Annotated in this window: 17 protein-coding genes; 8 read left to right on the top strand and 9 right to left on the bottom strand. The window is 72.7% G+C overall.

Annotation, left to right across the window (positions count from 1 at the left end; genetic code table 11):
* Positions 1 to 152: 152 nt before the first annotated feature.
* From ACFY8W_RS30775 to ACFY8W_RS30750, 6 genes are all read right to left on the bottom strand, one after another.
* Positions 153 to 1,448: a DUF58 domain-containing protein gene (locus ACFY8W_RS30775; RefSeq protein ID WP_391112190.1), complete on the bottom strand. Its 1,296-nt coding sequence runs from the start codon at positions 1,446 to 1,448 to the stop codon at positions 153 to 155.
* Positions 1,449 to 1,460: 12 nt separating this feature from the next.
* Entirely contained in the window at positions 1,461 to 2,444 is a 984-nt protein-coding gene (locus ACFY8W_RS30770; protein WP_391112188.1) for an AAA family ATPase, read from the bottom strand.
* A complete protein-coding gene (locus ACFY8W_RS30765; protein WP_391112185.1) occupies positions 2,441 to 3,637 on the bottom strand; it encodes a DUF4350 domain-containing protein in 1,197 nt (398 codons plus the stop codon). The genes ACFY8W_RS30770 and ACFY8W_RS30765 overlap by 4 nt, the downstream gene beginning before the upstream one ends.
* Positions 3,634 to 4,314: a DUF4129 domain-containing protein gene (locus ACFY8W_RS30760; protein WP_391112182.1), complete on the bottom strand. Its 681-nt coding sequence runs from the start codon at positions 4,312 to 4,314 to the stop codon at positions 3,634 to 3,636. The genes ACFY8W_RS30765 and ACFY8W_RS30760 overlap by 4 nt, the downstream gene beginning before the upstream one ends.
* Positions 4,315 to 4,318: 4 nt before the next feature.
* Positions 4,319 to 5,527 carry a hypothetical protein gene (locus ACFY8W_RS30755; protein WP_391112180.1) on the bottom strand — a complete coding sequence of 403 codons (1,209 nt, stop codon included), beginning with the start codon at positions 5,525 to 5,527 and terminating at the stop codon, positions 4,319 to 4,321.
* A 198-nt stretch (positions 5,528 to 5,725) separates the two neighbouring features.
* Positions 5,726 to 6,226, bottom strand: a complete 501-nt coding sequence (locus ACFY8W_RS30750; RefSeq protein ID WP_391112177.1) for a hypothetical protein — start codon at positions 6,224 to 6,226, stop codon at positions 5,726 to 5,728.
* Between the two features lie 291 nt (positions 6,227 to 6,517).
* Between ACFY8W_RS30750 and mtrA the strand changes: the two genes are divergently transcribed.
* From mtrA to ACFY8W_RS30720, 6 genes are all read left to right on the top strand, one after another.
* Positions 6,518 to 7,195 (top strand): two-component system response regulator MtrA, encoded by a 678-nt coding sequence (gene mtrA / locus ACFY8W_RS30745; protein WP_030250475.1) that lies wholly within the window; start codon positions 6,518 to 6,520, stop codon positions 7,193 to 7,195.
* A 1-nt stretch (position 7,196) separates the two neighbouring features.
* Positions 7,197 to 9,263: an MtrAB system histidine kinase MtrB gene (gene mtrB / locus ACFY8W_RS30740; protein WP_391112173.1), complete on the top strand. Its 2,067-nt coding sequence runs from the start codon at positions 7,197 to 7,199 to the stop codon at positions 9,261 to 9,263.
* Positions 9,264 to 9,360: 97 nt separating this feature from the next.
* A complete protein-coding gene (locus ACFY8W_RS30735) occupies positions 9,361 to 11,127 on the top strand; it encodes an LpqB family beta-propeller domain-containing protein (protein WP_391112259.1) in 1,767 nt (588 codons plus the stop codon).
* Between the two features lie 259 nt (positions 11,128 to 11,386).
* The gene (locus tag ACFY8W_RS30730; protein WP_391112171.1) at positions 11,387 to 12,289 is read left to right on the top strand and encodes a ComF family protein; all 903 of its coding nucleotides are present in this window, start codon (positions 11,387 to 11,389) and stop codon (positions 12,287 to 12,289) included.
* A 293-nt stretch (positions 12,290 to 12,582) separates the two neighbouring features.
* Positions 12,583 to 13,263: a ribosome hibernation-promoting factor, HPF/YfiA family gene (hpf, locus tag ACFY8W_RS30725; protein ID WP_391112169.1), complete on the top strand. Its 681-nt coding sequence runs from the start codon at positions 12,583 to 12,585 to the stop codon at positions 13,261 to 13,263.
* Positions 13,264 to 13,491: 228 nt separating this feature from the next.
* On the top strand, positions 13,492 to 14,247 hold the full coding sequence (locus tag ACFY8W_RS30720) for a response regulator (protein ID WP_386864344.1): 756 nt from the start codon (positions 13,492 to 13,494) through the stop codon (positions 14,245 to 14,247).
* A 117-nt stretch (positions 14,248 to 14,364) separates the two neighbouring features.
* On the opposite strand, the gene ACFY8W_RS30715 is transcribed toward ACFY8W_RS30720, so the two are convergent.
* Both ACFY8W_RS30715 and ACFY8W_RS30710 read right to left on the bottom strand, forming a co-directional pair.
* Positions 14,365 to 15,528, bottom strand: coding sequence for a DNA glycosylase AlkZ-like family protein (locus tag ACFY8W_RS30715; protein WP_391112165.1), 1,164 nt, complete (start codon positions 15,526 to 15,528; stop codon positions 14,365 to 14,367).
* 253 nt (positions 15,529 to 15,781) lie between these two features.
* Positions 15,782 to 16,366 carry a GNAT family N-acetyltransferase gene (locus ACFY8W_RS30710; protein ID WP_391112163.1) on the bottom strand — a complete coding sequence of 195 codons (585 nt, stop codon included), beginning with the start codon at positions 16,364 to 16,366 and terminating at the stop codon, positions 15,782 to 15,784.
* Between the two features lie 274 nt (positions 16,367 to 16,640).
* On the opposite strand from ACFY8W_RS30710, the gene secA reads away from it, so the two are divergent.
* On the top strand, positions 16,641 to 19,454 hold the full coding sequence (gene secA, locus ACFY8W_RS30705; protein ID WP_391112158.1) for a preprotein translocase subunit SecA: 2,814 nt from the start codon (positions 16,641 to 16,643) through the stop codon (positions 19,452 to 19,454).
* Positions 19,455 to 20,694: 1,240 nt separating this feature from the next.
* Here secA and ACFY8W_RS30700 read toward each other — a convergent pair.
* A complete protein-coding gene (locus tag ACFY8W_RS30700) occupies positions 20,695 to 21,147 on the bottom strand; it encodes an Rv3235 family protein (protein WP_391112156.1) in 453 nt (150 codons plus the stop codon).
* Between the two features lie 246 nt (positions 21,148 to 21,393).
* Here ACFY8W_RS30700 and ACFY8W_RS30695 point away from each other — a divergent pair, with 246 nt between their 5' ends.
* Positions 21,394 to 21,900 carry a DUF6912 family protein gene (locus ACFY8W_RS30695; protein WP_391112152.1) on the top strand — a complete coding sequence of 169 codons (507 nt, stop codon included), beginning with the start codon at positions 21,394 to 21,396 and terminating at the stop codon, positions 21,898 to 21,900.
* Positions 21,901 to 21,945 lie beyond the last annotated feature (45 nt).

Here is a 21,945-nt window from a genome sequence, read left to right as displayed (position 1 = left end):
TACTGCAGGGGGGACCCTGTGGGAGAGTAGGACGCCGCCGAACAATCATTGTGGGAAAGCCCCGCACCTTATGGTGCGGGGCTTTTCTGCGTTCAGGGGTCGTTCCTCCCGTGAGCAGGGCAGGCAGGCCAGACCTCAGGAGCAGCTCGGAATCAGAGCTTGCCGGCGGCCTTCAGCGCGAGATACGCGTCTGCGAGGGCGGGGGCCAGGTTTTCTGGGGTGGCGTCGACGACCGTGACGCCGTGACGCTGGAGCTGTTCGGCGGTGCGGGCGCGCTGGGTCTGGGCCTGGGTCGCGGCGGCGGCCTCGTAGACGCCCTCGATCGTGCCGCGCGTACCGGCCATGCGGGCGACATACGGGTCGGACGGGGAGGCCACGACGACCGTGTGGCGCTGAGTGAGCTGCGGGAGCACGGGGAGGAGGCCTTCTTCCACCGGGGCCGCGTCGAGGCTGGTGAGCAGCACGACGAGGGAGCGGCGGGGGGCGCGGGCGAGAGCGGTGGCGGCGAGGCCGCGGGCGTCCGTCTCGACCAGTTCGGGTTCGAGGTTGGCCAGGGCGTCGACCACGGCCGGCAGGACGTCGCTCGCGGAGCGGCCCTGGACCTGGGCGCGGAGGCGGCGGTCGTAGGCCAGGAGGTCGACGCGGTCGCCGGCGCGTGAGGCCAGGGCGGTGAGGAGGAGTGCGGCGTCCATCGCGGCGTCGAGGCGTGGAACGTCGCCGACGCGGCCGGCGGAGGTGCGGCCGGTGTCGAGGACGACGAGGATGTGGCGGTCGCGTTCGGGGCGCCAGGTGCGGACGGCGACCGCGGTCTGCCGGGCGGTGGCCCGCCAGTCGATGGAGCGGGTGTCGTCGCCGGGGACGTACTCGCGGAGGCTGTCGAACTCGGTGCCCTCGCCGCGGGTGAGGACGCTGGTGCGGCCGTCGAGTTCACGTAGGCGAGCCAGGCGCGACGGCAGATGCTTGCGGCTGGTGAACGGCGGTAGGACCCGGACCGTCCACGGGACCTGATGGTTGCCCTGGCGGGCGGCGAGGCCGAGGGGGCCGAAGGAGCGGACCGTGACGCGCTCTGCGCGGCGGTCACCGCGGCGGGTGGGGCGCAGGGCGGTGGTGATGCGGCGGCGTTCGCCGGCGGGGACCGTCAGCTGCCGGCGGCCGGGGTTCTGTGCGCTGCTAGGGGGCCAGGCGTCGCGGAGCTGGGCGCGGAGGCGACGGCGGGACGGGTTGGTGACCGTGAGATGGACTTCGGCGCCGTCACCCAATCGAACGGATGTATCACCACTTCGGGTGAACTGGAGCGTTCGCACTGGCGCGGCCATCGCGTAGTCGCACAGAATTGCGAGTGTGAGCGGAGCGTTCACCGCGAGCATCCCGGTCCAGCTGGGAGCGAGGATGCCCACGGGGAGCGACCCGATGGCAGCGAGCAGGGCGGTTCGTCCTGTGAGGGCCATGGGGTGCCGTTCTCAGCGGGGTACGGGGACGTGGGCGAGGATCGAGTTCAGGACGGAGTCCGAGGTGACTCCCTCCATCTCGGCCTCGGGCCGCAGTTGGATGCGATGGCGCAGGGTCGGCAGGGCCAGGGCCTTCACATCGTCCGGGGTGACGTAGTCCCGGCCGGTGAGCCAGGCCCAGGCGCGGGCGGTGGAGAGCAGGGCGGTGGCTCCTCGGGGGGAGACTCCGAGGGTGAGCGAGGGGGATTCACGCGTGGCACGGCAGATATCGACGACATAGCCGGCGATCTCGGCGGAGACGGAGACCTTGGCGACGGCTTCGCGGGCGGCCTGGAGTTCGGCGGGGCCGGCGACGGGACGGACTCCGGCGGCCTTGAGGTCGCGGGGGTCGAAGCCCTGGGCGTGCCGGGTGAGGACGTTGATCTCGTCCTCGCGTGAGGGCAGCGGGACCGTCAGTTTCAGCAGGAAGCGGTCGAGTTGGGCCTCCGGCAGCGGATAGGTGCCTTCGTACTCGACGGGGTTCTGCGTCGCGGCGACGAGGAACGGCTCGGGCAGTGGACGGGGCGTGCCGTCCACGGTGACCTGTCGCTCCTCCATGGCCTCCAGGAGCGAGGACTGGGTCTTCGGGGGCGTCCTGTTGATCTCGTCCGCGAGCAGCAGGTTGGTGAAGACCGGGCCCGGCTGGAAGGAGAACTCCGCGGTCCGGGCGTCGTAGACGAGCGAGCCGGTGATGTCGCTCGGCATCAGATCGGGGGTGAACTGGACGCGCTTGGTGTCGAGTTCGAGCGTCGAGGCGAGAGCACGCACCAGGAGGGTCTTCGCGACGCCGGGGACTCCTTCGAGCAGGACGTGACCCTTGCACAGAAGGGCCACGACGAGACCGGTGACGGCGGGGTCCTGGCCGACCACGGCCTTCCCGATCTCGGTGCGCAGGGCCTCCAGGGAGGCGCGGGCGCTGTCCGAGCTCGTAGGGGTCTCGGGGGTCGGGGCGCTCATGAGGTGCGTACCTCTCTTTCGAGGGCGTCGAGTTGGTCCGCGAGGCGGACGAGGGCGGCGTCGTCGGCGGGAGCCGGGCCGAAGAGGAGGTTCCGGTGGACCGCGGGGGCCGTGGGGAGCCGGGCGGACAGTGCGGAGAGGAGCAGATCGGGGGAGTGGGCGTCCTTGCCGGGGACGCCGAGGAGCGGGGCGAGCCGGTCGCGGGTCGCGGTGCGCAGGACGGTGGCCGCGCGGTCGCGGGCGTCGGTCTTGCGGTAGAGGCGGGCGCGGCCCTCGGTGGTCTCGGAGGCGCGGATGGCGACGGGAAGCCGTTCGGGCACGAGGGCGCCGAGGCGGCGGCCGCGCCAGACGGCGGCGAGGACGGCCGCGACGGCGAGCTGGAGGGTGCCCCACAGCCAGCCGGAAGGAATCAGTCCGAGGAAGGTGGCTTCGGGGTCCTGCGGGTCCTCGGTGGCGCCGGGTACGTCGGTGAGCGAGGGGAGGTACCAGACGAGATGGGGCCGGGAGCCGAGGAGTTGCAGGGCGAGGGAGGCGTTGCCCTGCTGGGCGAGGCGCTTGTTGGTGAGGAGTTCGGGGGACCCGAGGAGGATCGTGTCGGCCGTTCCCTTGCCGGGGAGTCGGACGAGGGTCGGCAGTCCGTCGGAGAGGTAGCAGGTGTCGGCGGTGGTCGTACCGGTGACGTAGCGCTCGCCGCCGAGGTCGACGTTGCCGGCGCGGATGGCGGCGGGCAGGGTGCAGCTGGGCTCGAGGGGAGCGACGGCGACGCTCAGGGCGGTGCTCGTTCCCGGCGCGAGGGTGTCGAGGGAGGACGGGCCGGGGCCGAGGAGGACGGTGCGGCCGGTCGAGCGGGTCATCGCCCCGTGCAGCGTGGCCTGTTGCTCCGGTGTGAGGAGATCGGGGGCGGTGACGAGCAGTGTGGTGTCGGCGCCGGTGGCGGCGGTCGCCGCGGTGAGGGTGTCGGCGACGTCGACGGTCACGCCCTCGGCCTTGAGGAGTTCGGCGACGGCGCGACTGCCGGAGGGGTCGGTGGAGCGGGGGTCGAGGCGGCCGTGGTGGCCGCTGGAGCGCATCGTGGCCAGGACGGTGCCGCCGATCAGGAGCAGGGCGAGCACCAGGAAGGCGCCGCGGGCGCGGGTCCAGATCTGGTGGGGCGTGAGCGAGGTGGAGGTGCTGGTCGTGGCCGGGCGGCTCATCGGGGCGCCTCCGTGAAACCGGTGGCGGCGGTCGTGGCGAGCGTCGGCTTGGTCCGCTCCAGGGCGCCGTCCAGCTGTTCGATGCGGCGGTACGCGGGTTCGCCGGCGCTGCGGCCGCCGTACGTGACGTCGTCGAAGGCGCGGGCGGCGGCGCGCAGTCCTTCGGCGTGGGCGGGTAGCGAGCGGCCTGCCTCGGCGGCGGCCTCGTCGGCGGTGCGGCCCGGGCGCGGGTCGAGGAGGGTGCGTTCCTCGAGGGAGCGGACGATGGCCCGCATGCGTTCCTGGACGGCCTGGTTCCACTGGCCGGCCGAGGCGTGGCGGGTGGCGGCGGCGCGGTGTTCGGCGGCGGTGCGGGGGCCGTCGTCGAAGAGGGAGTCGCCGGCGCTGGTGGCGGGCGTGCGGTGCGGGGTGCCGAGGCGCCACCAGAGGGCGGCGATCAGGGCGAGCACGACGACGGCGACGGCCACGAGACCGACGATGCCCCCGGGCGTCGCTCCGGCGGCGCTGTCGAAGAGGCCGCCGACCCATTCCCAGAAGCGGTCGAGGCCGCGCTGGAGGAGGCTGGGATCGTTCTCGTGGTACATCGGCTTGGACAGTTCGCGCTCCGCCGCCTCCCGGGCGGGGACGCGCGGAACGTCCACCGGTGTGTCGCCGGCCGTGCCCCCCGTGATCGTCACGCCATCAGCCTCCGTAGCCGGGGAGTCCGGCGGCCCGGGCGAGTTCGAGGTCGAGGGCCTCGCGGCGGATGCGCTGGTCGATGTAGAGGAGGACCGAGACGCCCGCGGAGAGCGGGTAGGTGAGGGCGCCGGTGATGACCCCGCCGATGCCGGTGATGATCAGGAACGACCAGCTGGTCTCGGGGACGGTGCCGTTCATGATGGCGCTGAGACCGTCGCCGGAGGCGGCCACCGCGATGAAGACGAACGGGAGCGCGACGATCATCGTGAAGAGGAAGATCAGCAGCTGGGTGAGCAGGTTGATGCCGAAGACGCGCCACCAGGAGCCCTGCACCAGTTTCGCCGACCGCTTCAGCGCCTTCATGACGCCCTGACGCTCCAGCATCAGCGCGGGGGACGCGAGGGACAGACTGATCGTCAGCCAGACGACGGTCACGAAGGCGCAGGCGCCGCCGACGAAGGCGAGGACGTCTCCGGCGTCGCCGCCGAGGAGCAGCCCGGGCAGGAGCCCGACGAACATGATGGCGCCGGCCGCCAGCGGTACCAGCAGCGTCAGGCCGAGCAGCTGGAGCAGCCGCGGGCGGGCCTCGCGCCAGGCGTCGCCGAGGGTGACGGGGCGGCCGATGACGGCGCGGCTGATGACGACGGTGAACAGCGCGGAGCTGAAGAGCCCGGCGGCGATCATGATGACGTAGGTGGGGCCCATGCCGACGAGGCTGTTCTGCATGGATTCGACGCTCTGCGAGAGCTGCTCGGCCGGGCTGGCATCGCGGTCGACCGTGACGGGCGCGGGGACGAGGTAGCGCTGGGCGAGGATGTCCGCGACCTGCACGATGACCGCGACGGTGATGCTGATGGCGAGGACGGTCTGCCAGTAGCGGCGCATGGTCGTGACGGCGCCGTCGAGGATGTCGCCCAGGGTCAGCGGGCGCAGCGGGACCACGCCGGGCTTCGCGGGCGGTGGCGCCCCCCAGTGGCCGTACGGGGGCCGGCCCCAACCCGGGCCGCTGTGCGTGGGCGCCGGGGGCGGCGGCGGGACGCCGTGGCCGGGAGCGGTCGGCGGCTGCCACTGGCCCGCGGGCGGCTGGTCCTGGGACCACTGCGGTGCAGGGCCGTTCGCGTCGCCGGGGGCGGCGGGCCGGGGGACGCCGGCGCCGTCGTGGCCGTCGGAGGGAGCAGATCCGGGCGAGGTCCAGCCCGGAGTGTCGTTCACGGTCGTCCACCTCGAGGAATGGTCGCGGGGCCGGATCGCCGAACCGGCTCGGTCTCTGCGGCCGTACGCCTGTCAGGCGGCGGGCCGGGAGCCATCGTGCCACGCGGGCCCCGCCGACGGGCGGGCCCGGGCCTTCTGGCATCCGTTCCAACCCGTGCCGTCGGCTCCGCACGAGCGGGGGCCAGCCGTCGAGCCGTGTCAGAAGTGTTCGCAGGCCGTCGTGCGGAAGTCCTCGACCGAGGAGGTGGACGGCTTGTCGTCGATCTCGTACCGCACCTGGCCGGGCGCCAGCTCCTCGAGGTCCGCGGAGGTGACGGTCACCGGGACGGTGGACCAGGAGCTGTCGTCGGTCCAGCTATACAGGCGGTAGGTCTGCTTCGGATCCAGGGTGCCCAGGCGCTGCTCCACGGACCAGCCCTCGTCGGCGCCGTCCGTGGTCAGCGGCCAGGTCGAGAAGCCGGTGAGGGCGGCGTCCCGGTGCCAGCGTCCCGTGGTGGCCGCCGGCTGCGGGTCGTCATCGGGATAGAGGCTCACGCCGTCGATGTGGTCGTGGCACATCTGGATGACACCGAGCGCCTGCCCGTCCGCCGTCACCGAGATGCCGGTCATCCCGGCGAGGGGCACGGTGCAGCCGGCGACGGCGGGGATCGCGGCCAGGGCGGCGGCGATCGCGATCAGGCGACGGGTCCATGTCAGCACGGGCACATCCTGCCGCGCTCTTCGTGGGGCGCGGTCGGAGGCGGGAACGGGCCGGCGAGCGAGGTCAGGCGGGCGGGGAGGTCGATTGGGCCGGTCCGCCCATGGGCCATACGGCGGGGCGCAGGGTACGGTGCTCTGCGACCACGGGGGTCACGGGGGTGACATCCATGTCTGACATCAACACCCACAGACACCGGCGGTTCACGGCGGGCAAACACGGACGTCACCGCAGGTCAGTGAGGTATCTCACCAGCCGCCTTGAGACTGATACGGAAATGGGATGATGTCGATATGAAGGGACGCGTTCTTGTCGTCGATGACGACACCGCACTGGCCGAGATGCTCGGGATCGTGCTGCGAGGTGAAGGGTTCGAGCCGTCGTTCGTCTCTGACGGCGACAAGGCGCTCGCGGCGTTCCGTGAGGCCAAGCCGGATCTGGTGCTGCTCGACCTGATGCTGCCCGGTCGGGACGGCATCGAGGTGTGCAGGCTCATCAGGGCCGAGTCCGGTGTGCCGATCGTCATGCTCACGGCCAAGAGCGACACCGTCGACGTCGTGGTCGGCCTGGAGTCCGGGGCCGACGACTACATCGTGAAGCCGTTCAAGCCGAAGGAGCTCGTCGCCCGTATCCGGGCACGGCTGCGGAGGTCGGAGGAGCCTGCGCCCGAGCAGCTGGCCATCGGTGACCTGGTCATCGACGTGGCCGGTCACTCCGTGAAGCGGGACGGGCAGTCCATCGCCCTGACGCCGCTGGAGTTCGACCTGCTCGTCGCGCTCGCCCGCAAGCCGTGGCAGGTGTTCACGCGTGAGGTGCTCCTGGAGCAGGTCTGGGGCTACCGGCACGCGGCCGACACCCGTCTGGTGAACGTGCACGTCCAGCGCCTGCGCTCGAAGGTCGAGAAGGACCCCGAGCGCCCGGAGATCGTGGTGACCGTCCGCGGTGTCGGTTACAAGGCGGGGCCGAGCTGACATGAGCGCAGGCAGTACTGCTCCGAAGCCCGGGGACTCGCGGGCCCGTACGGGGCGGGCTGCCGGACCGGGACGGGGGGGCTCGCGTTTCGGCCGTCTGCTTCAGGACGGGACCCCGGGCGGGCCCGTCTTCCGGCTCGTCGTGCGCTGGGTGCGGCGTCCGCTGCTGCCCGCCGTACGGCTGTGGCGGCGCAACCTGCAGGTGCGGGTGGTCGCGGGCACCCTGCTCATGTCCCTCGGAGTCGTGCTGCTCCTCGGCCTGGTCGTCATCGGCCAGGTGCGCAACGGTCTGCTCGACGCCAAGGAGAAGGCCGCGCAGAGCCAGGCGGCCGGCGGGTTCTCCGCCGCCCAGGACCGGGCGGCGACCACGCCTTCCGCGCCGGGCGAGCAGGACGGCGGCCGGACCGGCGCGTCGGTGAACTGGCGCTCGACGCTGGTCGAGCAGCTCGCCAGCGGCGGCCAGAGCGCCTACAACGTGGTCGCGCTGTCCCTGGAGACCGGGGACACGGCCAGCCGCGGCGCCCGCGCGTCCGGCGAGGTCGACCCGACCACCAGCATCCCCGCCGACCTGCGGCACAACGTCGCGCAGGGCACCAGCACGTTCCAGAAGTTCGCGCGGATCCACTACACGAGCGGCAAGGCGTCCGAGCCGGGCCTGGTGATCGGCAAGCGGCTCAACGACGCCGACGGCACCCCGTACGAGCTGTACTACCTCTTCCCGCTCACGCAGGAGGAGGACTCCCTCGCCCTGGTCAAGGGCACCCTCGCGACGGCGGGACTGTTCGTCGTGGTGCTGCTGGGCGCGATCGCCTGGCTCGTGGTGCGCCAGGTCGTCACGCCGGTGCGGATGGCCGCGGGGATCGCCGAGCGGCTGTCCGTCGGCAAGCTCCAGGAGCGGATGAAGGTCACCGGCGAGGACGACATCGCGCGCCTCGGCGAGGCCTTCAACAAGATGGCGCAGAACCTTCAGCTGAAGATCCAGCAGCTGGAGGACCTGTCGCGGATGCAGCGGCGGTTCGTCTCGGACGTGTCGCACGAGCTGCGCACCCCCCTGACGACCGTGCGGATGGCGGCCGACGTCATTCACGACGCGCGCGCCGACTTCGACCCGGTGACGGCGCGCTCCGCCGAGCTGCTGGGCGACCAGCTCGACCGTTTCGAGTCGCTGCTGTCGGACCTGCTGGAGATCAGCCGGTTCGACGCGGGCGCCGCCGCCCTGGAGGCCGCGCCGATAGACCTGCGCGAGGTGGTCCGGCGGGTGATCGGCGGCGCGGAGCCGCTGGCCGAGCGCAAGGGCAGCCGGATCGTCGTCGTCGGCGACGAGCAGCCGGTGGTGGCCGAGGCGGACGCCCGCCGGGTCGAGCGGGTGCTGCGCAACCTCGTCGTGAACGCCGTCGAGCACGGCGAGGGCCGGGACGTCATCGTGAAGCTGGCCGCCGCGGGCGGGGCCGTCGCCGTCGCCGTACGCGACTACGGCGTGGGCCTCAAGCCGGGCGAGGCGACCCGGGTGTTCAACCGGTTCTGGCGTGCCGACCCGGCACGCGCGCGTACCACCGGCGGTACGGGCCTCGGCCTGTCCATCGCGGTGGAGGACGCGCGGCTGCACGGCGGCTGGCTCCAGGCGTGGGGCGAGGCGGGCGGCGGCTCGCAGTTCCGGCTGACGCTGCCGCGCACGGCGGACGAGCCGCTGCGCGGCTCCCCGATCCCGCTGGAGCCGGAGGACTCGCGGCGCAACCGGGAGCAGGCGGCGATCGGCACCACGACCGGTTCCGGTCAGGACACGGCCGGTACGGGCTCCGCCGGCGGCGGAGCGGGTGCCGGGGCGCGCCTGTCGGCGGTGCCGGTGCAGCCGGCCGGGGACCGCCCGGCCCTGCCCGTACCGCCGCGGATGCCGCCGGCGCCGCGGGCGACGGCGGACCCGACGGCCCTGCCGGGCAGTGGTTCCCGCGTGGTGGCCCGGCCCTCGGAGCAGTCGGGCAGCGCCGGAGCCGGGGGCGGCGACGGCGAGGGTGGTGAGGCGATGGCGTCGACGCGCGCCGAGCGGGAGGACGGGACTGGTGGGCGCTGACCTTCGAGGGAAGCGGGAGACCCTGGGGCGGGGAAGGCCGGTGCGAGGCGTGGTGCTCGCGGCGTGCGGTTCGCTGCTGGCGGCCGGGTGCGCGACCATGCCCGACAGCGGTGACGTGCAGACCGTGAAGGCGTCCAATCCCGGCGACTCACAGGTTCGCGTGTACGCCGTGGCGCCCCGGGAGAACGCCGATCCGGACGAGATCGTCGACGGCTTCCTCGAGGCCATGACGAGCGACGACCCCGGCTTCGCCACGGCGCGCAAGTACCTGACGCGGCAGGCCGCGCGGACGTGGAAGCCGGAGGAGAGCATCACGGTGCTCACCAACGCCCCCGGCCGCGACCAGGCCGACCGCATGGCCGATCCGGAGAACAAGGGCCGGACCTATCCGCTCTCCGGGCGGCAGATCGCGACGGTCGACGCCAGCCACGCGTACCAGCCGAAGGCGCCCGCCGAGTACAACCAGTCGATCCACGTGGTCCAGCAGCCCTCGGCGGACGGCAAGGGCAAGGAATGGCGCATCGACAACCTGCCCAAGGGCCTGGTGCTCGGCGAGGCGGACTTCCTGCGCAACTACCGCTCGGTCAACAAGTACTACTTCGCCTCAGGCGAGAACTGGGTCGTCGCCGACCCCGTCTACATCCGGCAGCGGCAGGACCCGGTCACCCGCATGGATCCGGTGACGCAGACCGTCAAGGCGCTCCTGGAGGGCCCGACGGGCTGGCTGGAGCCCGCCGTCGACTCGCGCTTCCCGTCCGGGACGGAGCTGCGCCAGGGCGTCACCACGCTCGTGACGGACGACCAGTCGACGCTGAAGGTGCCGCTCAACGCCAAGGCCGACCACGTGAGCGCGCTCGCCTGCAAGGGCATGGCGGCGCAGCTCCTGTTCACGCTGGGCGACCTGACGTCCGTCCGGGTCGAGCAGGTCGAGATCCAGGGCAGCAAGGGCGAGCGGCTGTGCCTGCTCGGCAAGGGGCAGGCGCGCGACGAGTTCTCGCCTGTCCGGAACCCGGGCAGGGGCGAGAACCCGTACTTCGTCGACGAGCACGGCAAGCTGATGATGCTGTCCGTCGACGGCCGGCAGCCCGACAAGCCCGCCGAGGTGCCCGGCCCGTTCGGGAAGGGCGTCGTCGCGGTGCGGTCCGTCGCCGTGGACCGCGAGGAGAGCCACGCGGCGGCGGTCCTGCAGGAAGGGCGGGAACTGCGCGTCGGTTCCATCACGACCGACGAGGAACTGCCGGCGCCGGTCGTCACCAGTGCAGGGCTCAGGCCCGAGGACCGGCTGTCGGCGCCGAGCTGGGACGGCCGCGGCGATCTGTGGGTGGCCGACCGCAACAGGCTGAAGCCGCGCCTGTGGATGGTGCCCGGCGGCCAGGGCGAGCGGATCGAGGTCAGTACGCCGTGGCTGCGGGACGGCGCGCGCGTCGAGTCGCTGCGGGTCTCCGCGGACGGCGTGCGCATCGCGCTGCTCGTCACGAAGGACGACCGCACCACTCTGCAGATCGGACGGATCGAGCGGAACTTCGTGGAAGGACGGCAGACCGTCGCCGTCACGGACCTGGAGGACGCGGCGCCGCGCCTGGAGTCCGTCACCGCCGTGTCGTGGGCGGGGCCGAGCCGGCTCGTCGTGGTCGGTACGGAGGCCGGCGGCGTGCAGCAGGTGCGGTACGTGCAGACGGACGGCTCGACCTCGGCCACGTCGGTCCTGCCGGGCCTGAACGGCGTCGACGCGGTGGCCGCGCCGCACGGTGAGCAGGCCCCGGTGGTCGCGGACTCGCGCAACGACGGCATCGTGCGGCTCGCGCCCGGCGCGAACTGGCAGCCGGTCGTCAAGGAGGGCGGCTCCCCGGTCTACCCGGGCTGAGCCGCCGGTCCGGCGCTGTGCTCGCCGGCTGACTGACCGGCGGTTGAACCGGTCGGGCGCCGTCCGCACGACGGCGTCGGCGTGACGGCGTCGACGTGGCGGCGTCCACGCCATGGCGTCCGCACGATGGCGTCTGTGTGACGCATGTGTGAGGCGCGTCTGCGTCTCCGCTTGTCGCCTTCCGTCGGCTCCGGTTGTTGTCCACAGGGCGTTGTCCACAGGGGTGGCCGGAGGGCCCTCGGTGGAGGACAGTGGAGCCATGCGGGGGTGGTGGCGAGAGGTCGCCGGGCTGGTGCTGCCGGTCTCCTGCGGAGGCTGCGGGAGACCCCGTACGGCGCTGTGCCCGTCGTGCGAGGACGAGCTGACCGGGTCGGGGCCGCGCCGTGTGCGGCCGTCGCCCGAGCCTGCGGGCCTGCCCGTTGTGTACGCGGCGGCGCCGTACGAGGGCGGGGTGCGGGCGCTGCTCCTCGCCCACAAGGAGCGGGGCGCGCTGCCGCTCGCCGGACCCCTGGGCTCGGCGCTGGCCGGGGCCGTGACGGCCGCCGCCGGGGGCCTGGGCGCGACCGGAGGCCGTTCCCTGCTCCTCGTACCGGTGCCGTCCTCGCGGCGCTCCGTACGGGCGCGTGGCCATGATCCGACGCGGCGGGCCGCGCTGGTGGCGGCCGGGCGGCTGCGGCGTACGGGACGGGCGGCTCGGCTCCTTCCGGTGCTGCGGCAGCGCCGGGCGGTGGCGGATCAGTCGGGGCTGGGGGCGCGGGAACGGCTCGCGAACCTGGCCGGGGCCCTGGAGGTGACCACGGGCGGCGGGCGGCTGCTCGGCGAGGCCGTGCGGGCGGGCGGTCGCGTGGTGCTCGTGGACGACCTCATGACCACCGGTGCGTCACTCGCGGAGGCGGCGCGAGCGGTCACGGCGGCGCTCGCGGCACAGGCCGCGGGGGAGGGCATGAGGGCGGGCGAGAGCGAGGGCATGGCGGAGGCTTCCGGCGCGGACGCCGTACATCGTCCGTTCATGTTTCCCGGATTAGCGGACGCCCCGAAGGGAGGTGCGGCGGAAGGGCTTTTCGAACGGCCGGCAGCAGCGGTGATCGCATCTTCTCCGTCCTCGTTCGAAATAAACAGGAACTCTCCGGGAAGTTGCATCGTTGCAGGTGGTGAGAGGTGAAAACACCCGAACGGAGGTAACTGGCTCCAGCGGGTGCCGACACCCGTCCGAACGAGCTATGTTCGGTTGTGAGGAATGGCGAATGCCACGCCTCACCGAATGCACGGGTGCGCCTACAGGACAGGAGTTCAGGGCGAATTAACCTCGGGTTGGTGGGGTGGGGAGCTTGTCGGCTGGGGAGGAGGAGGTCAGGTCGCCAAGTCCGAGACTCCGGTAATCGCCGGAGTCTGGTGCAAAGGGAGAAGCTCGCCGGCCAAGGAGCCGGGTCGAGCGATCCGGGAACGGAGTTCTGCGTGGACATCGTCGTCAAGGGCCGCAAGACCGAGGTGCCCGAGCGGTTCCGGAAGCACGTGGCCGAGAAGCTGAACCTGGAGAAGATCCAGAAGCTCGACGGCAAGGTGATCAGCCTCGACGTCGAGGTGTCCAAGGAGACCAACCCGCGGCAGGCCGACCGGTCCGACCGCGTGGAGATCACCGTCCATTCCCGAGGCCCGGTGATCCGGGCGGAGGCGGCAGCAGGCGACCCGTACGCAGCGCTGGACCTCGCCCACGGCAAGCTCGAGGCGCGACTGCGCAAGCAGCACGACAAGCGGTTCACCCGCCGCGGCGCCGGCAGGCTGTCGGCCGCCGAGGTCGGCGACGTGGTGCACGGCGCCGCCCAGCTCAACGGCAGTGGCCAGCTGGTCGCCGACGAGGGCGAGAACGTCCCCACCACGATGATGGGCACGATCGAGGTACAGGGTGAAGGGCCGCTGGTGGTCCGGGAGAAGACCCACACGGCCGCCCCCATGAGCCTCGACCAGGCGCTCTACGAAATGGAGCTGGTCGGGCACGACTTCTATCTCTTCATCGACTCCGACACCAAGCAGCCGAGTGTCGTCTACCGGCGGCACGCGTACGACTACGGCGTCATCCACCTCGAGAGCGACCCGCTCGCCCAGGGTGGCGGCGCGGGCGGCGCGCTCGGCGGCTGATCGCCCCGGGCCGTGCCCCGGCCAAAGACCATGACACGGTGCCCCTGAAGCGCCCCGCGCGCTCCCAGGGGCACCCCTGTGCGCCCATGTGCGCCCACGGGATCGCCGCTTGGGCGCCGGGGCATGAAATCATGGCGTGCACGCCAACCGGTGCTCCCCGAGCAGCGGTTGGGGACTATAGCGAAACCAGTACACGACTTCAGGCCACGGCCTTCAGGGGGAGGAACGATGGCGGACGGCTTCGGGCCGGTGCACAGCGGGCGAGGGCTCGACGGCACGATGAACCCGGAGGGAATGGATTCGGCCAACGGTGCGTCAAGAGACGAGCCGATCCGGGTCCTTGTCGTGGACGATCACGCCCTTTTCCGTCGCGGTCTGGAGATCGTCCTCGCCCAGGAAGAGGACATCCAGGTCGTCGGCGAGGCGGGTGACGGCGCCGAAGCCGTCGACAAAGCGGCCGATCTTCTGCCCGACATCGTCCTGATGGACGTCCGGATGCCCAAGCGGGGCGGAATCGAGGCCTGCACCTCCATCAAGGAGGTCGCCCCCAGCGCGAAGATCATCATGCTGACGATCAGCGACGAGGAGGCCGACCTCTACGACGCGATCAAGGCGGGCGCGACCGGCTACCTCCTGAAGGAGATCTCCACCGACGAGGTCGCCACCGCGATCCGGGCCGTCGCCGACGGCCAGTCGCAGATCAGCCCGTCGATGGCGTCGAAGCTGCTCACCGAGTTCAAGTCGATGATCCAGCGCACCGACGAGCGCAGGCTGGTGCCCGCGCCCCGGCTGACCGACCGCGAGCTGGAGGTCCTCAAGCTCGTCGCGACCGGGATGAACAACCGGGACATCGCCAAGGAGCTGTTCATCTCCGAGAACACCGTGAAGAACCACGTCCGCAACATCCTGGAGAAGCTGCAGCTGCACTCCCGGATGGAGGCGGTCGTCTACGCGATGCGGGAGAAGATCCTCGAGATCCGCTGACCTCGCTGACCTGACGTCGCCGACCTGACGTCGCCGACCTGACATTGCCGACCTGACATTGCCGACCCCACATCGCTGACCTGAGGTCGCCGGCTTCCGCCCGGCCCGGGCCGGCCGTCAGCCGAGGGCCTTCACCAGCTCGGGCGCCAGCTCCGGGGCGTCCACCCGCTCCACCGCCACCGCGTCGCAGCCCACCCACTCCGCGGCCTCGCGCAACGCCTGGGCCACCGCGGGCACCGCCTTGGGCCCGTCCAGGGTGACCTGCCGGGCGACCAGCGTCCGGCCGTCCCGCGCCGGGTCCACGCGGCCCACGAGGCGGCCGCCGGCCAGGACGGGCATCGCGAAGTACCCGTACACCCGCTTCGGCTTCGGTACGTAGGCCTCCAGGCGGTGCGTGAAGCCGAAGATGCGCTCGGTGCGGGGACGCTCCCAGATCAGCGAGTCGAACGGCGAGAGCAGCGTCGTGCGGTGCCGGCCGCGCGGCTCGGTCGCGAGCGCCGCGGGATCGGCCCAGGCCGGCTTTCCCCAGCCCGCCACCGTCACCGGGACCAGGCCCGAGTCCGTCACCACCGCGTCGAAGGCTTCGCCCTTGATCCGGTGGTAGTCGGCGATGTCCGCGCGCGTGCCGACGCCGAGGGCCTCGCCCGCCTGCCGCACGAGCCGGCGCAGACACTCCGTGTCGTCCATGTCGTCGTGCAGCAGCGCGTCCGGGATCGCCCGCTCGGCCAGGTCGTACACCCGCTTCCAGCCGCGCCGCTCGGTGACCACCACCTCGCCGTACATCAGCGCCCGCTCGACGGCGATCTTCGAATCCGACCAGTCCCACCACTCGCCCTTGTTCTTGGCGCCGCCGAGCTCGGTCGCGGTCTGCGGGCCCTCGGCCCGGAGCTGGGCGATCACCGCCTCGTACGCGCCGTCCGACAGCTCGTGGGACCAGTGCGGGCGGTCGCGGTAGGCGCGGCGGCGGAAGGCGAAGTGCGGCCACTCCTCGACGGGCAGGATGCAGGCGGCGTGCGACCAGTACTCGAACGCGTGGCCGTCGGTCCAGTACGCGTCCTCGACGGTACGGCGGCCCACCGCGCCCAGGCGCGCGTACGGAATCAGCTCGTGCGAGCGGGCCAGCACCGAGATGGTGTCCAGCTGGACCTGGCCGAGGTGGCGCAGCACGCCCCGGACACCGGCCCGCCGGTCGGGCGCTCCGAGGAACCCCTGGGCCCGCAGGGCGATCCGGCGGGCTTCGTCGGCGGACAGTTCGGCTGCGGGGCGCGGGGCGGTCGTCATGATCCCGACCCTAGACGGCGGCACTGACAGCGTGCCGGCGATTCGTGAAGCCCTCCGCCCCCGCCCCCGGCGCCGCCGGAAGCGAGCCCGGCCACCCGCGCACCCGGCCACCCGCGCACCCGGCCACCCGCGCACCCGGGCCCTGCCCGCCCGCGCCCCCCGCCCAGGCCGTGCCTGCTCAAGCCCTGCCCGCTCAGGCCGGCCCGCTCACGCCCGCCACGCCCACCCGGGTCCGTCTGCTCGGGCCCGCCTCTCAGGCCTCCGCGTCGGCCTTCGCCGGGAGGTAGGGCAGCGGCGAGGGGAGGCCCAGGTCGGACGGGAGCAGGGAGGCGACCCAGCCGTCACGGACCGTGCCCTTGTTGGGCAGGCCGGCCCGCTCGACGCCCTCCATGGTGAAACCGGCCCGCTCGGCGACGGCACGCGACGGCGCGTTGCCGACCTCGGCGCGCCACACCAGCCGGTGGACGTCGAGGGAGGTGAAGGCCCAGCGGGCGAGGGCGTCGACGACCTCCGTCATGTAGCCGTGGCCGCGGTGCTCCTTGACCAGCCAGAAGCCGACCTCCCGGACGCCCGGGCCCTTGGCGTGCAGACCGGCGGCGGCCACCAGCGGGCCGCCCTCCAGCGGCTCGACGGCGAAGCCGTACTCCCCGTCCTCGCGCCAGCCGTCCGGCATGAGGCGGTTCACGAAGAAGTCGGCGTCCTCGCGCGTGTACGGGGAGGGGACCTGGGTCCAGCGCTGGATGTCGGGGTCCTGGCAGGCGGCGGTCACGGCGTCCACGTCATCGGAGGTGAACGGGCGCAGGCGCAGGCGGTCGGTGGTGAGAGTGATGGGCTCCATGACGGAATTCTGGTGACCCGCCCGGGCGGATGCGAACACTTTTCGGGAGAGGCGGCACCTTCCGGCGCCCTCGAGCGTTCTCTCTTGAGCGAGGTGTCACGGGCGGCAGCGGGGCCCTCGGCACCGCGGCCGCACCGCTCCGGCACTGCGGGCCTCCCTCCGCGAGGGCGGTCTCGCTTACGATGGCCGTTGCGGTGGGGACCACCTGCCGTGCCCGCGCCCGAGTCATGACAAGACCCAGTGCCAGGCCCGACCGGCAAGGAGACCAGCCTCAGTGTCCGTCTTCAACAAGCTCATGCGTGCAGGCGAAGGCAAGATCCTGCGCAAACTGCACCGCATTGCGGACCAGGTCAACTCCATCGAAGAGGATTTCGTCAACCTCTCCGACGCCGAGTTGCGGGCGCTCACGGACGAGTACAAGCAGCGGTACGAGGACGGCGAGAGCCTCGACGACCTGCTGCCCGAGGCGTTCGCCACGGTCCGTGAGGCCGCCAAGCGTGTCCTGGGCCAGCGCCACTACGACGTCCAGATCATGGGCGGTGCCGCGCTCCACCTCGGCTACGTCGCCGAGATGAAGACCGGTGAGGGCAAGACCCTCGTCGGCACGCTCCCGGCGTACCTGAACGCGCTGTCCGGCAAGGGCGTGCACCTGATCACGGTGAACGACTACCTGGCCGAGCGCGACTCCGAGATGATGGGCCGGGTCCACCGCTTCCTCGGCCTCAAGGTCGGCTGCATCCTCGCCAACATGACGCCGGCCCAGCGCCGCGAGCAGTACGCCTGCGACATCACGTACGGCACGAACAACGAGTTCGGCTTCGACTACCTGCGCGACAACATGGCGTGGTCCCAGGAGGAGCTCGTCCAGCGCGGCCACAACTACGCGTGCGTCGACGAGGTCGACTCGATCCTCGTCGACGAGGCCCGTACGCCGCTGATCATCTCCGGCCCGGCCGACCAGGCCACCAAGTGGTACGGCGACTTCGCGAAGCTGGTCACCCGCCTCACCAAGGGCGAGCCCGGCAACCCGCTCAAGGGCATCGAGGAGACCGGCGACTACGAGGTCGACGAGAAGAAGCGCACCGTCGGCATCCACGAGTCCGGCGTCGCCAAGGTCGAGGACTGGCTGGGCATCGACAACCTGTACGAGTCGGTCAACACGCCGCTCGTCGGTTACCTGAACAACGCCATCAAGGCCAAGGAACTGTTCAAGAAGGACAAGGACTACGTCGTCATCGACGGCGAGGTCATGATCGTCGACGAGCACACCGGCCGTATCCTCGCCGGCCGCCGCTACAACGAGGGCATGCACCAGGCCATCGAGGCCAAGGAGGGCGTGCCGATCAAGGACGAGAACCAGACCCTCGCCACGATCACCCTCCAGAACTTCTTCCGCCTCTACGACAAGCTCTCCGGCATGACCGGTACGGCCATGACCGAGGCGGCCGAGTTCCACCAGATCTACAAGCTGGGCGTCGTCCCGATCCCGACGAACAAGCCCATGCAGCGCAAGGACCAGCCGGACCTGATCTACCGGACCGAGGTCGCCAAGTTCGCCGCCGTCGTCGACGACATCGCGGAGAAGCACGAGAAGGGCCAGCCGGTCCTCGTCGGCACCACCTCGGTCGAGAAGTCCGAGTACCTGTCGCAGCAGCTCAGCAAGCGCGGCGTGCCGCACGAGGTGCTCAACGCCAAGCACCACGAGCGCGAGGCCGCGATCGTCGCGCAGGCGGGCCGCAGGGGCGCCGTCACCGTCGCCACGAACATGGCCGGCCGTGGTACGGACATCAAGCTCGGCGGCAACCCCGACGACCTCGCCGAGGCGGAGCTGCGCCAGGCGGGCCTCGACCCGGTCGAGCACGTCGAGGAGTGGGCCGCGGCGCTTCCGGGCGCCCTGGAGCGCGCCGAGAAGGCCGTGAAGGCGGAGTTCGAGGAGGTCAAGGAGCTCGGCGGTCTGTACGTCCTGGGCACCGAGCGCCACGAGTCCCGCCGTATCGACAACCAGCTCCGCGGTCGTTCCGGCCGTCAGGGCGACCCCGGCGAGTCCCGCTTCTACCTGTCGCTCGGCGACGACCTGATGCGCCTGTTCAAGGCGGCCATGGTCGAGCGCGTGATGGCGATGGCGAACGTGCCGGACGACGTGCCGATCGAGAACAAGATGGTCACCCGCGCCATCGCCTCCGCGCAGGGCCAGGTCGAGAGCCAGAACTTCGAGACCCGCAAGAACGTCCTGAAGTACGACGAGGTCCTCAACCGGCAGCGCGAGGTCATCTACGGCGAGCGCCGCCGCGTCCTGGAGGGCGAGGACCTGCACGAGCAGATCCGCCACTTCATGGACGACACGATCGACGACTACATCCGCCAGGAGACCGCCGAGGGCTTCGCGGAGGAGTGGGACCTGGACCGGCTGTGGAGCGCGTTCAAGCAGCTCTACCCGGTGAAGGTCACCGTGGAGGAGCTGGAGGACGCGGCGGGCGACCGGGCCGGCATCACCGCCGAGTTCATCGCCGAGTCCATCAAGGACGACATCCACGAGCAGTACGACGCGCGTGAGAAGCAGCTCGGCTCGGAGATCATGCGTGAGCTGGAGCGGCGCGTGGTCCTGTCGGTCCTGGACCGCAAGTGGCGCGAGCACCTCTACGAGATGGACTACCTCCAGGAGGGCATCGGCCTGCGCGCCATGGCGCAGAAGGACCCGCTGGTCGAGTACCAGCGCGAGGGCTTCGACATGTTCACCGCGATGATGGAGGGCATCAAGGAGGAGTCCGTCGGCTACCTGTTCAACCTGGAGGTCCAGGTCGAGCAGCAGGTCGAGGAGGTCCCGGTGCAGGACGCGGCGCCGTCCCTGGAGAAGGACGCCGTCGCGGCGGGCTCGAACGGCCGCCCGGAGATCCGCGCGAAGGGCCTCGACGCCCCGCAGCGTCCGGACCGCCTGCACTTCTCCGCGCCGAAGGTCGACGGTGACGGCTCGGTCGTCGAGGGCGACTTCGTCTCCGACGGCGGCGCGGCCGACGCGGGCGACGGCATGACGCGCGCGGAGCGCCGCAAGGCCCAGAAGAACGCGGGCGGCCGCCGCCGCAAGAAGTAGCGCACGGCGCGCGTCGAGCGCGCATGCCGAAAAGGGGCCGGTCGCCTGGGCGACCGGCCCCTTTCGTGTGACGGGGGCGGGGTGCGACGGGCGCCTCGGGTTGACGCCGAGGCCGGCGGGGCGGGCGGGCGGCCTGCCCGGCCCTGCCCTGCCCTGCCCTGCCCCGGCCCGGCCCTGCCCCGGCCCGGCCCTGGGGCCCTGGCTCTGGGGCCCCGGCCCGGGCCAGGGCGGGGCAGGGGCCAGGGCCAGGGCCAGGGCGAGCGATCCGAGCTGCCCTGGGCGCCCTCGGCGCCCTTGGAGACCTGATCGGCCCTGCGGGGGAGCTTCCGGCTCGTGGGGGGGGGCGGGCCGCCCGGGCCCGCCTCGCGTCTGGGCCCGCCTCGCGCCTGCCCTGCGCCCGCCCCTGCCCTGCGCCCGCCTCGCGTCTGGGCCCGCCTCGCGCCTGCCCTGCGCCCGACCCTGCCCTGCGCCCGCCCCTGCCCCGCGTCCGCCTCGCGTCCGGGCCCGCCTCGCCCCTGCCCCGCGTCCGCCTCGCGTCCGGGCCCGCCTCGCGCCTGCCCTGCGCCCGCCTCGCGTCCGGGCCCGCCTCGCGCCTGCCCTGCGCCCGCCTTGCCCCGCGTCCGCCTCGCGCCCGGGCCAGCACCGCCCCAGACGGTCCCGCGCCGCCATGAGGTCCCTGGGGTTTCCAGGGCCGGTACGAGCGCCCTCCGCCCGCCCGGGCGGGCTTGAGGGGCGCCAGGCGCTCTGGCGGCGAGTGCCGTGGCGGGGCCCGACCTCCGGAGCCGCGAGACGCCCCTGCGGGCTGGGCGGGCTCCCGGGTGGGAGGGCCGCTCCTAGCCTCGGGGGTGCGGTGGCGGGACGCCGCCCGCAGCGGCCGCCCACGTGTCCCTGCGGCCGCTCGGCGGCACCCAGGGCAGAGCCCGGGGCCGGGGCGTAGGGCCGCCGGGGCGCTCTGATCGCGGGTGCCGTGGCGGACGTCGGCCTGGGGCGCCCCCTCCCTCTGCGGGCTGGGCGGGGTCACACATGGGACCCCGCCCTAAGCCCGGGTCTCGTGGCGGGGCTCCGTCGCAGGGGCGCCCACGCGTCCCTGCGGCCGGCGTCCGCCTCAGGCGGCGCTCTCGCTGCTCCGGCCTCCCGGACTCCTCGCCCCACCTCTGGCCGATCCCGCACCCCCTGCGGGCCGGGCGGCCCCCTCGGTGCAGGGCCCGGCCGCCCTTACGCCCAGCGCCCCCAGATGCCCCTACGGGCGTGACAGGCCCGGGTGCGGGCCCGGAGGGAGGCCGTCGAGTTCTACGGCTGCGCAGCGCCAGCGGTGGTCGGGGCCGCGTTCGAGGCGGAAGGCCATGGCGCGGACGCGGTCGCCCGTGGCGATGGTGGCGAAGGCCTCGACGGCCATGTCGTGACCCGGCAGGTGGGCCGTGCAGCGGCGCAGGACCGGGCGGGGGCCGGGGGAGCGGAGCGGGGTGGCCGGCGCGAGCTGGACGAGCTGCTCGTACGCCTCGCCGATGGTGTGGCCGAGCATCCAGTGCACCGGCCGTTCCCCGCTCAGGACCGCGAGCAGCCGCTCCGCGAACATGACGTGCGGCGGGAGCAGGCGGCGCGGTGCGGCGCCGGCGCGGCCGCGCGGGTGGGTGCCGGCGGGGCCGGACGGGCCGGAGGGGCGGCGTGGTGCGGTGCGTGGGTGGGTGGTCATGCGGATCCCCGTTCGTCGCGTTGAGTCACCGGGATGTACCGGTCGGTAACTTTCGTCGGGGATCTTGTACGGGTTCGCCCGCCGGACCGGCAAGCGGAGGTCGGCACCCGACGGTGACGCGGAGAGGTTCACCTATCAGGGGGACGCCGGGGGGCGAGGGGGCCGTAGCGGGACCCGGGCCGGGGGCCCCGGGCGGGGGCCCCGCACGTATCCTGAGGGCGTCTCCGACTACGAAAGCGGCCAGCCATGCGCGTGTACGTCCCCCTGACCCTTCCCGGTCTCGCACAGGCGCACAAGGCGGGCGAGCTCGGTCCCGGACCGCTCACCGCCTACGCCGTCACCCCCGCCCTGCGCGAGTGGTACGTCTCCGACGACATCGAGGAGCTCGAGTACGCCGCCCTCAACCGCGCCGCCGCCGCCTCGCTCCGGCTGCTCGCCGGTGACCCCGGGGCCGCGCGCCGCCGGGTCGTCGTCGCCGTCGACGTACCCGACAAGGACGCCGTCGTCGACCCCGACCGCGGGCTCGACGCGAGTGCGCTCGGCGAGGTGCGGATCGCCGGCGCCGTGCCGCTGGCCAAGGCCGCGGCCGTGCACGCCGACGCCGACGACGCCGAGGCGGACGTCTCCGCCGCCGCGGACGCGCTCGGGGCGGCGGACCAGGGCGACGACGACGCCCGGTTCGTCGTCGACGGCGCCGAGGACCACGAGCTGCTCTGGTACGGCGTGCAGGAGATCCCCTCCCTGCTCGGCTGAGGCGAACAGCCGCGGGAGTGTCCGGCCCGGCCGGTACGGTGGCTT

The organism is Streptomyces sp. NPDC012637, from assembly GCF_042954805.1.
Taxonomy (GTDB): Bacteria; Actinomycetota; Actinomycetes; order Streptomycetales; family Streptomycetaceae; genus Streptomyces.
The sequence above is the reverse complement of the archived record's forward strand: the minus strand, read 5'-3'. Positions and strand labels throughout refer to the sequence as shown.

Coding starts and splice junctions, on each gene's coding strand:
- ACFY8W_RS30775 (WP_391112190.1), bottom strand. CDS start 1,448: ATGGCCCTCACAGGACGAACCGCCCTGCTCGCTGCCATCGGGTCGCTC.
- ACFY8W_RS30770 (WP_391112188.1), bottom strand. CDS start 2,444: ATGAGCGCCCCGACCCCCGAGACCCCTACGAGCTCGGACAGCGCCCGC.
- ACFY8W_RS30765 (WP_391112185.1), bottom strand. CDS start 3,637: ATGAGCCGCCCGGCCACGACCAGCACCTCCACCTCGCTCACGCCCCAC.
- mtrA (WP_030250475.1), top strand. CDS start 6,518: ATGAAGGGACGCGTTCTTGTCGTCGATGACGACACCGCACTGGCCGAG.
- mtrB (WP_391112173.1), top strand. CDS start 7,197: ATGAGCGCAGGCAGTACTGCTCCGAAGCCCGGGGACTCGCGGGCCCGT.
- ACFY8W_RS30735 (WP_391112259.1), top strand. CDS start 9,361: ATGCCCGACAGCGGTGACGTGCAGACCGTGAAGGCGTCCAATCCCGGC.
- ACFY8W_RS30730 (WP_391112171.1), top strand. CDS start 11,387: ATGCGGGGGTGGTGGCGAGAGGTCGCCGGGCTGGTGCTGCCGGTCTCC.
- ACFY8W_RS30720 (WP_386864344.1), top strand. CDS start 13,492: ATGGCGGACGGCTTCGGGCCGGTGCACAGCGGGCGAGGGCTCGACGGC.
- ACFY8W_RS30715 (WP_391112165.1), bottom strand. CDS start 15,528: ATGACGACCGCCCCGCGCCCCGCAGCCGAACTGTCCGCCGACGAAGCC.
- ACFY8W_RS30710 (WP_391112163.1), bottom strand. CDS start 16,366: ATGGAGCCCATCACTCTCACCACCGACCGCCTGCGCCTGCGCCCGTTC.
- ACFY8W_RS30700 (WP_391112156.1), bottom strand. CDS start 21,147: ATGACCACCCACCCACGCACCGCACCACGCCGCCCCTCCGGCCCGTCC.
- ACFY8W_RS30695 (WP_391112152.1), top strand. CDS start 21,394: ATGCGCGTGTACGTCCCCCTGACCCTTCCCGGTCTCGCACAGGCGCAC.